The organism is Pseudonocardia lutea, assembly GCF_042658055.1.
In the GTDB taxonomy this organism is placed as follows: Bacteria; Actinomycetota; Actinomycetes; order Mycobacteriales; family Pseudonocardiaceae; genus Pseudonocardia; species Pseudonocardia lutea.
In genome coordinates this window covers 122,109-136,919 of record NZ_JBHSQK010000007.1, presented here as the reverse complement: position 1 = coordinate 136,919, position 14,811 = coordinate 122,109, and the positions used below count along the sequence as shown (strand labels likewise).

Annotated in this window: 15 protein-coding genes and 1 tRNA gene; 8 read left to right on the top strand and 8 right to left on the bottom strand. The window is 74.6% G+C overall.

The annotated features are described in order from the left end of the window. Nucleotides 1–57 precede the first annotated feature (57 nt). From ACFQH9_RS03615 to ACFQH9_RS03605, 3 genes are all read right to left on the bottom strand, one after another. Entirely contained in the window at nucleotides 58–2,868 is a 2,811-nt protein-coding gene (locus ACFQH9_RS03615) for an ABC transporter ATP-binding protein (protein ID WP_379564149.1), read from the bottom strand. A gap of 233 nt (nucleotides 2,869–3,101) precedes the next feature. Continuing rightward, nucleotides 3,102–3,230: a hypothetical protein gene (locus tag ACFQH9_RS03610; RefSeq protein WP_379564147.1), complete on the bottom strand. Its 129-nt coding sequence runs from the start codon at nucleotides 3,228–3,230 to the stop codon at nucleotides 3,102–3,104. 320 nt (nucleotides 3,231–3,550) lie between these two features. Then, nucleotides 3,551–3,937 carry a hypothetical protein gene (locus ACFQH9_RS03605; RefSeq protein WP_379564145.1) on the bottom strand — a complete coding sequence of 129 codons (387 nt, stop codon included), beginning with the start codon at nucleotides 3,935–3,937 and terminating at the stop codon, nucleotides 3,551–3,553. Between the two features lie 89 nt (nucleotides 3,938–4,026). On the opposite strand from ACFQH9_RS03605, the gene ACFQH9_RS03600 reads away from it, so the two are divergent. After that, entirely contained in the window at nucleotides 4,027–4,815 is a 789-nt protein-coding gene (locus ACFQH9_RS03600; RefSeq protein WP_379564143.1) for a maleylpyruvate isomerase family mycothiol-dependent enzyme, read from the top strand. A gap of 366 nt (nucleotides 4,816–5,181) precedes the next feature. Beyond that, nucleotides 5,182–5,901, top strand: a complete 720-nt coding sequence (locus ACFQH9_RS03595) for a TetR/AcrR family transcriptional regulator (RefSeq protein ID WP_379564141.1) — start codon at nucleotides 5,182–5,184, stop codon at nucleotides 5,899–5,901. Here ACFQH9_RS03595 and ACFQH9_RS03590 read toward each other — a convergent pair. The 3 genes from ACFQH9_RS03590 to ACFQH9_RS03580 are packed head-to-tail and all read right to left on the bottom strand — an operon-like array spanning nucleotide 5,873 to nucleotide 9,069. After that, nucleotides 5,873–6,439 carry a GNAT family N-acetyltransferase gene (locus ACFQH9_RS03590; protein ID WP_379564139.1) on the bottom strand — a complete coding sequence of 189 codons (567 nt, stop codon included), beginning with the start codon at nucleotides 6,437–6,439 and terminating at the stop codon, nucleotides 5,873–5,875. The two genes, ACFQH9_RS03595 and ACFQH9_RS03590, sit on opposite strands and share 29 nt — an antisense overlap. Continuing rightward, nucleotides 6,436–8,094: an alkaline phosphatase D family protein gene (locus tag ACFQH9_RS03585; protein WP_379564137.1), complete on the bottom strand. Its 1,659-nt coding sequence runs from the start codon at nucleotides 8,092–8,094 to the stop codon at nucleotides 6,436–6,438. Before ACFQH9_RS03585 ends, ACFQH9_RS03590 begins: the two co-directional genes overlap by 4 nt. A gap of 9 nt (nucleotides 8,095–8,103) precedes the next feature. After that, on the bottom strand, nucleotides 8,104–9,069 hold the full coding sequence (locus ACFQH9_RS03580; protein ID WP_379564135.1) for an ROK family protein: 966 nt from the start codon (nucleotides 9,067–9,069) through the stop codon (nucleotides 8,104–8,106). Between the two features lie 101 nt (nucleotides 9,070–9,170). On the opposite strand from ACFQH9_RS03580, the gene ACFQH9_RS03575 reads away from it, so the two are divergent. The 5 genes from ACFQH9_RS03575 to ACFQH9_RS03555 all read left to right on the top strand — a co-directional run bounded on the left by ACFQH9_RS03575 (nucleotide 9,171) and on the right by ACFQH9_RS03555 (nucleotide 13,409). Then, nucleotides 9,171–10,433 (top strand): DoxX family protein, encoded by a 1,263-nt coding sequence (locus ACFQH9_RS03575; protein WP_379564133.1) that lies wholly within the window; start codon nucleotides 9,171–9,173, stop codon nucleotides 10,431–10,433. Nucleotides 10,434–10,653: 220 nt separating this feature from the next. Then, nucleotides 10,654–10,917, top strand: coding sequence for a hypothetical protein (locus ACFQH9_RS03570; protein ID WP_232870221.1), 264 nt, complete (start codon nucleotides 10,654–10,656; stop codon nucleotides 10,915–10,917). Between the two features lie 21 nt (nucleotides 10,918–10,938). Next, nucleotides 10,939–12,135 carry a Tm-1-like ATP-binding domain-containing protein gene (locus ACFQH9_RS03565; protein WP_379564131.1) on the top strand — a complete coding sequence of 399 codons (1,197 nt, stop codon included), beginning with the start codon at nucleotides 10,939–10,941 and terminating at the stop codon, nucleotides 12,133–12,135. Then, nucleotides 12,132–12,956 carry a phosphoenolpyruvate hydrolase family protein gene (locus ACFQH9_RS03560; protein WP_379564129.1) on the top strand — a complete coding sequence of 275 codons (825 nt, stop codon included), beginning with the start codon at nucleotides 12,132–12,134 and terminating at the stop codon, nucleotides 12,954–12,956. The genes ACFQH9_RS03565 and ACFQH9_RS03560 overlap by 4 nt, the downstream gene beginning before the upstream one ends. A 15-nt stretch (nucleotides 12,957–12,971) precedes the next feature. Continuing rightward, on the top strand, nucleotides 12,972–13,409 hold the full coding sequence (locus ACFQH9_RS03555; RefSeq protein ID WP_379564127.1) for an SRPBCC family protein: 438 nt from the start codon (nucleotides 12,972–12,974) through the stop codon (nucleotides 13,407–13,409). Here ACFQH9_RS03555 and ACFQH9_RS03550 read toward each other — a convergent pair whose 3' ends face one another. Next, nucleotides 13,410–13,856, bottom strand: a complete 447-nt coding sequence (locus tag ACFQH9_RS03550) for a YceI family protein (protein WP_379564125.1) — start codon at nucleotides 13,854–13,856, stop codon at nucleotides 13,410–13,412. 114 nt (nucleotides 13,857–13,970) lie between these two features. Between ACFQH9_RS03550 and ACFQH9_RS03545 the strand changes: the two genes are divergently transcribed. Continuing rightward, a tRNA-Ile gene (locus ACFQH9_RS03545) sits at nucleotides 13,971–14,045 on the top strand. A 20-nt stretch (nucleotides 14,046–14,065) separates the two neighbouring features. On the opposite strand, the gene ACFQH9_RS03540 is transcribed toward ACFQH9_RS03545, so the two are convergent. Then, nucleotides 14,066–14,803 (bottom strand): alpha/beta hydrolase, encoded by a 738-nt coding sequence (locus ACFQH9_RS03540; RefSeq protein WP_379564123.1) that lies wholly within the window; start codon nucleotides 14,801–14,803, stop codon nucleotides 14,066–14,068. Nucleotides 14,804–14,811 lie beyond the last annotated feature (8 nt).

Below are 14,811 nucleotides of genomic sequence, written 5' to 3'. Positions count from 1 at the left end.
GGCCCGGCCCGGGCCGGCTTCCCCACCGGCCCGGACGCGGGGCGACCCGGCGATCGGTCACCGCGGACCGCCGCGCCGCACGCTCCACCCGGTCGTCACGCCGTACACCTCGGCCTCCCGGCTCTCCGTCCCGCACCTTCCGTCGAGGTCCGCACCGTCGACCCCCACACCGTCGACTCCCACACCGTCGACCCCCACACCGTCGAACACCGCACCGTCGAAGCCCACGCGACCGATCCTCGCGCGATGCCGCCCGCCGGGCACCTCGGAGCTCCGGTCGACGGCGGCGAAGCGCTCCGTCGGTGCGGCCTCCGGTCCCGGTGCGGGCTCCGCCACCGGGTCCGGCAGCGGCTCGACGACCGACGTCCGGCGGGCCGGCAGCGCCCAGCGGGACAGCGCCTCCGGCCCCGACACCGGGGCGAGCTCGGACAGCCCGACGTGCGGGCCCGGGGTCCGGAAGGCCGGCAGCACCGTGGTCTCGGCCCACGGGTCGGCCGGCCACGAGGCCGTGAGCGCCTCCCCGAACTCGGCCTCCAGGTCGGCGTCGAGCTCGTCGAGCGCGGACAGCTCGGCGAGGTCGTCCCGCAGGGCCGCCGGCAGGTGCTCGGCCGCGGACTCCTCCCCGGGGTGGTGCAGCCGGTAGAGCTCGGCGTAGCCGGGGCTGCGGGTGAGCAGCTCGCGGTGCCGGCCGGTGGCGGTGATCCGGCCGCCCTCGAGGTACACGATCTGGTCCGCCTCGGTCACCGTCAGCAGGTTGTGGCTGATCACGAGCGTGGTGCGGCTCGCCATCAACCGGCGCAGCGGCGTGAGTACCCGCTCGGTCGCGGCGGCGTCGAGCCCCGTCGTCGGCTCGTCGAGGATCAGCACCGGGGCGTCGCGGACCATCGCCCGCGCGATCGCCAACCGCTGCCGCTGCCCGCCGGAGAGCAACCGGCCGCGCTGGCCGACCCGGGTGTCGTAGCCGTCCGGCAGGGCGGTGATGAACTCGTGCGCGTCCGCGGCCCGCGCCGCCTCGACGATCTCGGCCTCGCTCGCGTCGGGCCGGCCCCAGAGGATGTTCTCGCGCACCGTGCCGTCGAACACGAGCGTCTCCTGCAACAGCGCCGCGACGTTGCGCCGCACGTCCGCCAGCGCGAGCTCGCGCAGGTCGTGGCCGTCGAGGACCACCGAGCCGGTGTCCGGGTCGTAGAAGCGCAGGAGCAGCTTGGTCAGCGTCGTCTTCCCGGCGCCGCTCGGGCCGACCACCGCGACGGTGTGGCCCCGCGGGACCAGGATCGACACCCGCTCCAGCGCCGGCCCGGTCGTGCCGGGGTAGGTGAAGGTGACGTCCTCGAGCCGCAGGTCGCCGCGGGCCCGCTCGATCCGGACCGGTTCGGGACGGTCGGTGACCTGGGGCTTCTCGTCGAGCAGCTCGATGACGCGCTCGGCCCCCGCCGCGGCGGCGTAGATCGTGGTGCCCATCTCGCCGAAACCGCGGACCGGCCCGAACAGCTGGCTCAGGTAGCCGGTGAAGACGAGCAGGCCGCCGAGCGTCAGGTTGCCGCGGGTCATCTGCCAGATGCCGACGCCGAGCACGGTCAGCACACCGACGACCTCGAGCATCCCGACCAGCGGCCCGAACAGCGACTTGAGCCGCACCGCCACCATCTGCGCGGCGAAGGCGCCGCGGCTCTCCCGGTGGAAGCGCTCGGTCTCGCTCGCCTGCCGGCCGTAGGCCTGGACGAGGGCGACGTTGCCGAGGCTCTCCTCGGCGACGGCCGCGATCCCGCCCGTGCGCCGCCGCTTCTCCCGCGAGGCCGATTTGATCCGGCGGGCGAAGAAGCGCGACGCCAGGCCGAACACCGGGGCGGCCGCGACCGCGATCAGGGCGAGCTGCCAGTTGAGGAAGAAGAGCAACGCGGTGAAGACGACCACCTGGACGCCGTACGTCACGGCCACCGCGACGCCGGTCAGGATCAGCTCCTCGATCGCGCCGATGTCGCTCGACAACCGCGACATCACGTCGCCGAGCTGGCGCCGTTCGAAGAACCCCAGCGAGAGCCGCTGCAGGTGTGCGAACACGTGGGTGCGCAGGCCGAGGACGAATCGCTCGCCGACCCAGGCGGAGACGTAGGAGTCGAAATAGTCGATCACCCCGCCCACGACGGAGATCACCAGATAGGCGCCGATCACCCACGGCAGCAACGCGTAGTCCTGCGGCGTCAGGACGTCGTCGATCAGGATCTTGAACAGCCACAGGCTGGCGGCGATCGCCAGCGGACTGAGTGCGGAGAGGAACAGGCCGAGCGCGAACCAGCCGCGGAAGCCCGCCGTGTGCGGCCAGAAGCGGCGGAAGATCTGCCGCACGGTCAGGTGGGGGGCCTCGGGCAGCAGGCGGCCGGCGTCGCGCAGCGGGCCGACGCGGTCGGGCTCGCCCCCGGCCCCGGCGACGGCGACTGCGGCGGGCTCGACGTCGGGCCCGGCACCGGTACCGGTGACGCGGCGAGCGTCGGCGTCGGTGGCCTCACCGCGCGGCTCGACCGTCACGGCCGGGAACGGCTCGGGGGTCGGCTCGGGCGCCGGCAGCGGCTCGGCGGTCGGGGCCGGTCCGGCGGACCCGGTGACCGCGGTGACCGCGGTGACGTCGGTGACCGCGGTGACGTCGGTGACCGCGGTGAGGTCGATGACCGCGGTGACCGCGGTGGCCGGGGTGACCGGGGCGACATCGGCCTCGGGCGCTCGACCGGCCTCGGTCGCCGCGGGCGCGGGGGCCCCGGGGCCCCCGGAGCCTTCGGCGGCCGGCGTTGCCTCCGTCGGCGTTGCCTCCGTCGGGGTGGCCTCCGGTGGGGTGGCCTCCGTGGGCTCGGTGACCTCGGTGGCCTCGGCCACGGGTCGGGCCGCACGGCGGGATCCGCGCCTCGTCGCGCGGTGACGGGCGGTGGGGGACGGCATCGTCACGTGCCTCCGGTGGTCCGGGAGGGATCGGGGGAGTGCGGGGGCCGGAACAGGGGGCGAGCGGGTGGTGCGGGACAGCAGGGCGGAGGAGCGGAAGAAGGCGGCGCCCCCTCCCGCCGCAGCGCGGGAGGGGCCGCCGCACGAACATCGCTCTCAGAGCACCGGGGTCACTTGTGCTTCTTGAGCTTCTTGCCGTGCGACTTGCTCCACGACTTCTTCGAGTGCGAGCACTCGTCGTGCTTCTTCGGCTTCTTCGGGCCACCGTGACCGGGGAACAGCAGAGTGAAGGGGTCCATCTCTCTTCTCCTCTTCCGGGGACGCGGCGCTCTTCGCACCGCGTATCCCGCCTAAAGCGCGAGAGCGAAAGAGGTTGCGACGTTTTCGACACGCCACTCGATCGGATTAAACAGCGGGTGAACGAGCGGTGTGGGGCGACCGGGCGAGCGGGCCACGAACGAGTGATGTGATCCGGTCGTGATCGATCACCGGCCGCGTCGGATCGCCGGAGTGCGTGGTGTGAATGCCGTCACGACGGAGCTCCCGGAACGCCCGGCTCCTCCTGCGGTCACGCTCCGGCAGGCCGCGGCGGGATCCGCGGCGGGGGCAGGTGCGAGGCTCAGGCCGCGCGGCGCTCCGCCACGGGGTCGACGACGGACTCCACCGCCTCCTCGACGGCGCAGGACACGGCGTCGCTCATCTCGGACACCGTCTCCTTGACCGTGCCGACGACCTCGGCCCCGACGGCCTCGACGACCTCGACACCCGTGGCCGCGGTGAGCGCGGCGGGCGCCCCGGCGGCGCGCCGGGCCCGGACTCGCCGGCGCAGCACCCGGGCCGCCACGGCGCCCGTGGCGCCGACGAGGGCGAGGGCGGCCCCGGACAGCACGATGGGAAGGATCCCGGCGTCGGGGAAGACCGCCATGAGCACGAACGAGGAGAGCGGCCACCACAGCAGGGATCGTCCCGCACCGTGGCGCGTCCAGTCGTGATGCTCGGGCGCCATGGTGATCGGTTACCCCGCGCGGTCGGGGATCATGCCTGCGGTCGGGAACATGGCGGTGCCCGCGTCGAGGTGGGTTAGGTTCGCGGACCATGAGCAGCGACGCCGCCCCCACCGCCCCCGCGCTCGACGTCCGCGCCGCCCTCCTGGGCGAGAACGCCCGGCTCGCCGAGCTGGTGCGCACCGCCGACCACGGCACCGAGATCCCGACCTGCCCGGGCTGGACGTTGACCCAGCTGCTGCGCCACGTCGGCCGCGGGCACCGCTGGGCGGCCACCATGATCAGCGAGCGCGTCACGGAGGCGCTCGACCCGCGCCAGGTCCCCGGCGGGAAGCCACCCGCGGACCTCGACGGGACCGTCGCGTGGCTGCGCGAGAGCGCGCAGGCCGTGCTCGACGCCGTCGACGCCGTCGGGCCGGAGGCCCCCGTCTGGACCTTCACCGGGCCGAAGCCCGCCGCCTGGTGGATCCGCCGGCGGCTGCACGAGGAGACCGCGCACCGGGCGGACGCGCAGCTCGCGCTGGGGCAGGACAGCGACCTCGACCCGGCGCTGGCCGCGGACGGGCTGTCCGAGTGGCTCGACCTGGTCGCCGCCCGCCGCGGGCGGACGCTGCTGCCCGAGGGCGGCACGCTGCACCTGCACGCCACGGACGGCGACCTCGGCGCGGCGGGGGAGTGGACGATCCGGCCCGACGGCGTGGGTGAGCGGGCCGGGATCGTCTGGGAGCACGGGCACGCCAAGGGCACCGTCGCGGTGCGAGGCCCCGCCGCCGTGCTCTACCTCGCCACCCTGCGCCGGCTGCCCGTCGACGACCCGCGCCTGGAGGTGTTCGGCGACCGGTCCGCCTTCGACGGCTGGCTCGCCGCCACCCCCTTCTGAGCCGGGGTCGGACGGCGGCGGGCTCCGGCGCCTCCGCCGGCGCCGGCCCGTCGTCCCGGCCCGCCGGGGCAGGAGCACGGTCAGCGCGCCGGCGACGACGGTCGTCACGGCCACCTCGACCAGCACGACCCGGAAGCCCGGCGGTCCTCCCGCGGCCTGCGGCGGGGTGAAGCCGAGCCCGAGCTGCAGGTGGAGCCCGAGCACCCGGACCAGGAGCACCCGGACCAGCCCCGTCATGCCGGCGAGGAACACCAGGCCGACGACCGTCCCGCCGGTGATCGCCCGCGAGACCCCTTCGACGAACAGCGTTCGGAACGAACGCCGTTCTACTCACGAACGGTGTTCGTGTCAAATAGAATCGGAGCCGTGGAGCACGACCTGCCCGAGCCGCCCTGGCGCACCCCGCGCAAACAGCCGGTGCGGCGCTCCCTGTCGCGGGAGGCCATCGTCGAGGCCGCGATGGGGGTGCTGCGCAAGGAGGGGATCGACGGCGTGAGCATGCGCCGCGTCGCGACCGAGCTGTCGACCGGCGCGGCCTCGCTCTACGCGCACGTCGCGAACAAGGACGAGCTCGTCGAGCTGCTTTTCGACGAGGTCGCCGCCGAGATCCCGCTGCCCGAGCCGGACCCGGGGCGCTGGCGGGAGCAGGTCACGCAGCTGTGGGTGGACTCGCGGGCCGCGCTGATGCGCTACCGGGACATCGCCCGCGCCGCCCTGGGGTCGGTCCCGTTGGGGCCGAACGCGCTGCGCGTCACCGAGACGACCCTGGAGCTGCTGCGTCTGGGAGGCGTGCCGGAGCAGGCGGCGGCGTGGTCCGCCGACGTCGTGGGGCTGTACGTCAGCGCGAGCGCCGTCGAGGGGTCGATGCGGGCCCAGCGGGAGGAGGGCCACGGCCAGTGGGACGACCAGGCCCGGCAGATGCAGGAGTTCTTCGCCGCGCTCCCCGCCGACCGGTTCCCGACCTTCGTCTCCCTGCTGCCGCACCTGACCACGGGCACGGACGAGGAGCGGTTCCGGTTCGGCCTCGAGCTGCTGGTGAACGGCCTGGCCGCGCTGGCTACAGGTCCTGGGGGAGCAGGTCCATGAGCAGCCCGTCGTGCCAGGTGCCGTCGCCGCCGCGCTCGTAGCTGCGCATCACGCCGACCCGCCGGAAGCCGACCCGCTCGTAGCTGCGGATCGCCCGCTCGTTCGTCGCGGCGGGGTCGATGACGATCCGGTGGTGCCCGCGCACGTCGAACAGGTGCCGGGCCAGGGTGCGCACGGCGTCGGCGCCGAGGCCCTGCCCGTGCGCGTCGGGGTGCAGGGCGACGTCGATGCCCGCGTGCCGGTAGTCGGGGTCCTCCTCCTCGTGGAACATGATCAGCCCGACGGTCTCGCGGTAGGCCTCGACCGCGTAGCAGTGCGGGCCGAGCAGCTCGCGGCGCACGCGCTCGAGGTCGTAGCCGGCCCACCAGCGCGCCACCTCGGGGTGCTGCAGGATCTGCAGGAACTCGCCGACGTGCCGCGGCTCGGTCGGCCGCAGCACCACGGTCTGCCCGGCCAGCGCCCCGGTGCCGTCCGTCCCGGGCGGCTCGTCGCCGCGCAGCGGCACGGCGCCGGGTCCGGGGTGTCCGAGCATGCTCATGCGTGGTCCTCCGCGCTGAGGGTGACGCGGGCCCGTTCGTCGAGCGCGGCGGCGGACCGGGGCTGTTCGAAGATCACCTCGGCGCGCCTGCCGTCGACGAGCAGGGTCGCGATGTGGTTGCCGAAGAGGGGAGTGCCGACCCGGTCCCAGACCGGGCCGGGTGCCGGGGCGTCGTGGTGGGCGGCCCAGGCCCGGGCCCACGCGGCGGCGGGCCTCGACCAGGCGAGCCGGAACGCGGCCCGGACGGCCCCGGGCACGTGGTTGTGCACCGGGGAGCAGACGACCTGGTGGACGCGCGCCGCGCCGGCGGGCACGCCGGGCAGCTCCGCCCGGGCGGTGTAGCTGTGGTGCACGTCACCGGACAGTACCGTCACGGTCGCCGGCGCCTGCCGGCCCGGGACACCCCGGGCGGCCCGTCCGACCAGTGCGGTCAGGCGGTCGAACGAGGACCGGAAGGCCGGCCAGTGCTCCATGTCCGCGGCCTGCCGGATCGCCTCGCCGATCCGGCCGCGCAGCCCGGGGCGGTCCGCGGCGATCTCGTTGACCGTCTCCAGGTCGCCCAGGGCGGGCGCGAGCAGCCAGGGCACGGAGGTGCCGAGCAGCAGGTGGTCGACCTCGCCGCCCGCGGCGCCCGGCTCCGTGGCCTGCTCCTCCACCCAGGAGAACTCGTGGTCGCCGAGCATGAGGTGCTCGCCGCCGTCGAGGATCCGCGCGTTGCGGGAGTCGATCATCACCAGCCGGCTGCGGCCCATGTCCCAGCGGAAGCTGAAGCGCAGGCCCTTGCTGCCGTCGACCTCGGTGTCGGCGCGGTCGGCGAGGTCCTTGAGCAACGGCCAGACGTCGCCCTCCGCGGCCTGCACCTTCGTCCACTCCGGGTTCTCGGCCAGCTCCTCGGGGGAGAGGTTGCCCAGGTGCTGGAAGACCCAGTACGAGGCGAGCGCGTTGCGGATGCGGTCGCGCCACCAGGGCGTGCGGGCCATCTGCGCGCGCCAGGTCGCCGAGGTGTTCCAGTCGTCCCGGACGTCGTGGTCGTCGAAGATCATCGCGGTCGGCACGGTCGACATCACCCAGCGGATCTCCGGGTCGATCCAGGAGTCCCGGTACAGCCCGACGTACTCGTCGAAGCCGACGATCTCGTCGTCCGGCCAGTCGGGGTGGCGGTCCCGGCGCCCGGCGATCCGGCGCCGGGTCTGCGGCGTGAGCTCGTCGGCGTAGACCTGGTCGCCGAGCAGCAGCAGCGCCGAGGGCCACTCCTCGGCGGGGGCGCCGGCCATCCGGGCCGCGTAGGCGTCGAGCGCGTCGAGCCCGTAGAGCGCGGCCTGCTTGCGGTCGGAGAGCTTGACGTACCGGCAGGAGCCGAACACGATCCGCGCCCTCCCGGCGGTGCGCGGCCCGCGGGTGGGGATCACGCTCGGCGGGAACGGGCTGTGCGGCAGCGGCCAGGCCCGCTCGCCGTCGACGTGCACCTCGTACGGGATCCGCGAGTCCGGCTCGAGCCCGGTCACCACGACCAGCGCGAAGTGGTGTCCCGCGACCTCGAAGGTGGGCGCACTGCTGCCGAGGACCTCGACCGTGGCGGGCGCCGCCGTCTGCACCCAGACGACGGCCGTGGTCTCGCCGACGTGCCGCAGGACGGGGCCGAGGAGGAGGGTCACCCGAGCACGCTAACGGGTGGCCGGGTCGTCCGCGTGGTCGAGCGCGAGCAGGGCGGCCCCGATCTTGCCCGCGGCGCTGCCGAAGCTGCTCGGCAGGACCGGGACCAGGGGCCGGACCGTCTTCGCGTAGGCGAACTCGGCGGCCGCCTCGCGCAGCGGGGCGAGCAGCAGCTCGCCCGTCTCGACCACGCCGCCGCCGATCACCACCGCGTCGAGCTCGAAGATCGTGGTGACCGAGGCGATGCCGATGCCGAGCCAGCGGGCCAGGGTCTGGAACAGCCGCCGCGCCGTCGGGTCGCCCTGCAGCGCCGCCTCGGTGACGATCTGGCCCGTGACCTCGGCGTTCTTCTCGCGGGCCAGCCGCGCGATGAGGCCGTCGGGCTCGGCGGCCGCGGCCTCCCGGCCCGTGCGGGTCAGGGCGGTGCCCGAGGCGAGCGACTCGAGGCAGCCGTGGTTGCCGCAGCCGCAGGGCGGGCCGTCCGGGTCCACGATGATGTGCCCCAGCTCGGCGCCGAGCCCGTGCGGGCCGCGGTAGATGCGCCCGCCCAGCACGATCCCGCTGCCCACCCCGGTCCCGACGGTGACCAGGACCATCTCCTTGTGGAGGGTGTCGCCGAGGCGCGCCTCGGCCAGCCCGGCGACGTTGGCGTCGTTGTCGACGACCGCGGGCAGGCCGGTCGCCTCCTCGATCTCGGCCCGCACGGCCCAGTCCCGGTAGGCGTTGTTCGGCGCCCACAGGATCCGCCCGCTCGGCCACGCGACGGTGCCCGCCGCGCCCACACCGACCGCCGCGACCTCCGGGTTCGTGCTCCGCAACGTGTCGATCATGCCGAGCAGCAGGCGCGACATGGTCGTCGCGTCCGAGGTCGCGGGAGTCGGTTCGGTCAGCTCCTCGACGACCGTCCCGTCCTCGGCCACCACGGCGCCCGCGACCTTGGTGCCGCCGATGTCCAACCCGATCGCGTGTCTCGCCACCCCGGCATGATTCCGAACGTGGGGGGTCGCCCGCCAGCGGTACCCCCGTGTTTGCCGCGCGCGGGCACGGGGAACGCGGCCCCATGCCTCTGTTGCGTCGTGTGGCCCGTCCCATGCTGGCCGCCATCTTCATCTCGGGCGGAATCAACGCGCTGCGTCAACCCCAGGCGCACGCCGAGGCCGCCAAGCCCGTCCTGGACTACGCCGCGCCCGCGATCGACAAGGCCGTGGAGATCTCCCCGCTGGACAAGCGCCCCGACGACGAGACGCTGGTGAAGGTCGAGGCCGGCGTCAAGGTCGCCGCCGGGACGCTGCTCGCGCTGGGGAAGATGCCCCGCACCTCGTCGGCCGCGCTGGCCGCCACCCTGATCCCGACCACCCTGGCCGCGCACCGCTTCTGGGAGGAGAGCGACCCGGAGGCCAAGCAGGCCCAGCAGATCCACTTCCTGAAGAACGTCAGCCTGCTCGGCGGCCTGATGATCGCCGCCGCCGACACCCACGGCAAGCCGTCCGTCGCCTGGCGCAGCCGCAAGGCCGCCGAGGCCGCCGCAGCGGCGCTGGAGAAGCGCGCCGAGGCGATCTCCGGGGCCGCGCACACCGCCACCGACTCGGTGTCCGGGCTGGTCTCGGGCCTCGGCGGGTCGGGCTCGTCGACCGGGTCGGACCTGGTCGGGAAGGCGTCCGCGCTCTCGAACTCGCTGTCGGCCACCGTCGCGGACAAGGCGCCGGTCGTGAAGGCGCGGGCCACGGAGCTGAGCACCGTCGCCGCGGAGCGCGCCGCGGAGCTGAGCACCATCGCCGCGGAGCGCGCCGCGGAGCTGAGCACCGTCGCCGCGGAGCGCGCCGCCGCCCTGGGCGCCGCGGCCACCGCGCTCGGGGCCACGGCCTCGGACCGCGCCTCGGAGTGGGGCGAGGACCTGTCGACGCGGGCCGCGAAGGCGGCGGCGCGCGCCGAGAAGCGGGGTGCGGCGCTGCGCAAGGAGGTCGACAAGCGCAGCGCGGCCTGGCAGAAGGAGCTCGACAAGCGCGGCAGGGCCTGGGAGAAGCTCGCCGACAAGAAGGGCGACGAGTGGACGAAGGCCGCGGCCAAGAAGCGGGCCCAGTGGGAGAAGGCGGCCGACAAGAAGCGCGCCGAGTGGGAGAAGGCCGCCCACCGGGCCGCGAAGCAGGCCCGCAAGAAGGCGCCGGGCTACGTCGACCAGCTGACCGCGCTGGCGGCGCAGGCCGGTGAGCAGGTGTCGAAGTTCGGCAGCGACGTGGCCCACCGCGCCGCGGACGCCGGCACGACCGCCTCCGCCGCCGGCGCGAAGGCCGTCGAGGGGATCGCCCGGGACGCGCGCAAGCGCGCCAAGGCTCTCGCCTGATCCCGCTGAGCCCGCCCGCCTGATCCCGCTCGATCCACGGGCTCGAGCTCGACGCTCACGGCCCCGCCACCGACGCCTGTCCCGGTGGCGGGGCCGCTCCGCGTGCCGGCCCCGGACTACGCGAGTCGGGAGTTCCGGCACCGCGAGTCGGGAGCTGTGCGGCCGCTCCGTGATCCCGCCGACCGTGCGACGTCCCCGGACGGTCACGTACCGTGGCCGGATGCCCGCAGCCTCGGAGGAGGACTGGGACGACTGGGTCGCCGCCCGGACGCCCCGGCCGGACCCCGCCGACGAGCCCCCGCCCGACACCTACTGGTTCGTCGGCGGCCCGCTCGACGGCCGGGTCCGCACCCGCCCCGCCGAGCAGGAGGCGCCGGCCGTCGTCCGGCACGTCCACCTGCACGGCGGCCCCAAGATCGTCCACCACTACGACCTGTACGAGGTCGCCGGGCACGGCGGCGAGTACCGGCTGCGCGAGGAGTGATCGTGCGGTAGGACTCCGGGAATGGGTCCTGCGTACGTGATCGGCACGCACGACACCAAGGGCGCGGAGCTGCGCCACGTCGCGGAGCTGCTCCGCGCCGCGGGCCTGGCCGTGACCTCGGTGGACGTGTCCACTTCCGACAAGAGCGCCGCGGGGGCGGACGTGCCCGCCGCCGAGGTGGCCGCGGCACACCCCGACGGCGCCGGCGCCGTCTTCACCGGCGACCGGGGCAGCGCCGTCGCGGCGATGGCCGTCGCGCTGGAGCGCTGGCTGCCGGCCCGGGAGGTCGGCGGCGTGCTCGGCCTGGGCGGGTCCGGCGGTACCGCGCTGGTCACTCCCGCGATGCGCGCACTGCCCGTCGGCGTGCCCAAGGTGATGGTCTCGACCGTCGCGTCCGGCGACACCGCACCGTACGTCGGGGCCGCCGACATCGCGATGCTCCACTCGGTCACCGACGTGGCCGGCCTCAACCGCATCTCCCGGCTCGTCCTGGGCAACGCCGCGCACATGCTCGCCGGGGCCATGACCCGCGAGATCCCGGCGGGGGAGGACCGGCCGGCCGTCGGGCTGACCATGTTCGGCGTGACGACGCCGCTGGTCACCGCCGTCGTCGAGCGGCTGGGGAGCGAGGTGGACCCACTCGTCTTCCACGCGACCGGGACGGGCGGCAAGGCGATGGAGAAGCTCGTCGACGACGGCCTGGTCTCCTCCGTGCTCGACCTCACCACCACCGAGGTGGCCGACCTGCTGGTCGGCGGCGTCATGGCGGCGGGGGAGGACCGGCTCGACGCGATCGCCCGCACCGGCGTGCCGTACGTCGGCTCGGTCGGCGCCGTCGACATGGTCAACTTCGGCCCGCGGGACACGGTGCCGGCCCGCTTCGCGGACCGGCTCTTCTACGAGCACAACCCGCAGGTCACCCTGATGCGGACCACCCCGGAGGAGAACGCCGAGATCGGCGCCTTCCTCGCCCGCAAGATCAACGCGTTCACCGGGCCCGCGCTGTTCCTCGTCCCGACCGGCGGGGTCTCGCTGCTCGACGTGCCCGGCCAGCCGTTCCACGACCCGGAGGCCGACGCCGCGCTGCTCGCCGCCCTGGAGTCCGATCTGGAGCACCGCGCCGTCCTGCGGAGGGTTCCGGTGGCGATCAACGATCCGGAGTTCGCCGACGCCGTCGTCGCGGCCTGGCGCGAGGTGCAGCGGGAGGTGACGGCATGAGGTTCCGCCGGGCCGAGCTGGTGGAGCGGTTCCAGGAGATGGCGCGCCGCGGCGAGCCGATCGTCGGCGGGGGCGCGGGCACCGGGCTCTCGGCCAAGTGCGAGGAGGCCGGCGGGATCGACCTCATCGTGATCTACAACTCCGGCCGCTACCGGATGGCCGGGCGCGGCTCGCTCGCCGGGCTGCTCGCCTACGGCAACGCCAACGACATCGTGGTCGAGATGGCCGCCGAGGTGCTGCCGGTCGTGCGCCACACCCCGGTGCTGGCCGGCGTCAACGGCACCGACCCCTTCATGCTCACGGACCGCTTCCTGCGCGAGCTGGCCGACCTCGGCTTCGCCGGGATCCAGAACTTCCCGACCGTCGGGCTGATCGACGGCGTGTTCCGGGCCAACCTCGAGGAGACGGGCATGGGGTACGGGCTGGAGGTCGAGCTGGTCGCGGCGGCCCGCGCCCAGGACCTGCTCACCACGCCCTACGTCTTCTCCGCCGAGGACGCGCGCGCGATGACCCGGGCCGGCGCCGACGTCGTCGTGTGCCACATGGGCCTGACCACGGGCGGCTCGATCGGCGCGGAGACCGCGAAGTCGCTCGACGACTGCGTCGCGCTGATCGACGAGTGGTCCGCCGCCGCGCTCGAGGAGCGGGACGACGTGCTGGTCCTCTGCCACGGCGGCCCGATCGCCATGCCGGAGGACGCCGCGTACGTGTTGGGCCGGACGAAGGCCTGCCACGGGTTCTACGGCGCCTCCTCCATGGAGCGCCTGCCCACCGAGACCGCGCTGGTCGAGCAGACCCGCGCTTTCAAGAACGCCCTCTGACACATTGGAGTGACCATGCCCCGTCCCTATGCCAGTGGCGTCGTCAAGGCCCCCGCCGACCAGGTCTGGGCGCTGCTGCGCGCCTTCAACGGCCTGCCCGACTTCCTGCCCGCGGTCGCGAAGAGCGAGATCGTCGAGGGCACGGACGGGGCGGTCGGGGCCGTGCGCAGGCTGACCCTCGCCGACGGCGGCGACCCCTTCGACGAGAAGCTGCTCGCGATGGACGACGCCGGCCGCACCCTGACCTACGCCTTCACCGGCGCGAACCCCTTCGACGCGCGCCGCTACGTCTCCACGGTCCGCGTCGCCCCGGTCACCGACACCGGTGAGTCGTTCGTCGAGTGGTGGTCGGAGTACGACGCGGACGCGGGGCAGGAGGAGGAGCTCGACCGCACCTTCGCGCAGGGCGTCTACGCCGGCGGCATCGACGGGCTGCGCAAGAAGCTGGCCTGATCAGCTCGCGGGCGCGAGCGTGAGCAGGAACTCGATCTGACCCGTCGGGTCGACCTTCACGAAGTCGCCGATGCTGGGCGGGGTCATGCCGAAGTCGGCGAAGGCGACGGGGACCGAGCCGGAGACGTCGATCCCGGTGCCGTTGCGGACCGCGGTGAGCGGGAACGTGACGGGCCGGGTGGCGCCGCGCACGGTCAGCTCGCCGGTGGCGTCCGCGGTCGCGCGGTCGCCACCGGTGCAGCCCTCCCCGAGGTCGAGGGGCTCCGTGAGCCGGAAGGTCGCGGTCGGGTACTCCGCGACGTTCATGATGTTCCCGGTGAACCGGTCGTCCCGGCGCGCCTGGTCGCTCTCCACCGTGGCGAGCTGCACGGTGATCTCGCCCGCGGTGACCTGCGACCTTCCAGTTGAAGCTTCAACGAGAGACCGTAGTGAAGGTTGCTGCTGCACCGCGGCTCGCGCACCGAGCGACGGCCGGTCGCGCTCCACGCGTCAGCCGCTCGGGCGTGTGCACTGCACGGGCGGCGCCGCGCACTCGGGCCCGGCCGCTAGCCTGTCGCCCGAGGGGCAGTAGCTCAGTTGGTCAGAGCAGCGGACTCATAATCCGTCAGGTCGTCGGTTCGAGCCCGACCTGCCCCACTCTCCGGCTCGGGCGACGGTCAGAGCACCTCTCGGCGGACGAGGGCGGGAACGCCGGCGCGGAGCCGCTCCAGGAACAGGACCAGCGTGGCCGCGGCGCTCCGGTGGGTGGCGTCGTTGAGGGCGTCGTGCCGTCCGCCCGAGACCGTGACCAGTTCGACGTCGTCCAGGCCGGAGTACCAGCCGCGGACGTCGTCGAGCGGGGCGATGCTGTCCGCCTCCCCGTGCAGTCCCAGCACGGGGACGCGGACGCGCGCCGGATCCGCCCGGGAGATCCACTCGGCGGGCGGCGGGATCTCCAGGGCGCCGTGCCGCACGCCGTCGTCGTCCCGGAGCCGGGCCTGGTGGACCGGGCAGGCGGTGCGCGCCGTGATCTCGTCCTCGGGTGCGGGGCCGCGGCCCAGGGGGAGACCGGCCAGGACGAGTCCGGCCACGCCGGGCAGGTCCGCCGCGAGCCCGGCGGCGAAGAGCGCGCCGGCGTCCGAGCCGACCAGGACGCGCGGGTGCGGGCCGGTGTCGGAGTCCGGTCCGGACTCCAGCAGCGCCCGGACCTGGTGCTCGGTGCGGCCGGGGTCGGCCGTCGGGTCGGCGACGGCCCAGACCCGGTAGCCGTCGGCGGCGATCCGGCGCCCGAAGCGCTCGTAGACGCCGGCGTGTTCACCGCGGCCGGGGACGACGAGGACGGTGCCGCGGGTGGCCACGGCCTCGGGCTCGCGCCAGGAGGCGACGACGGGCACCGCGGCGGGGGAGACGGTCATGATTGTTC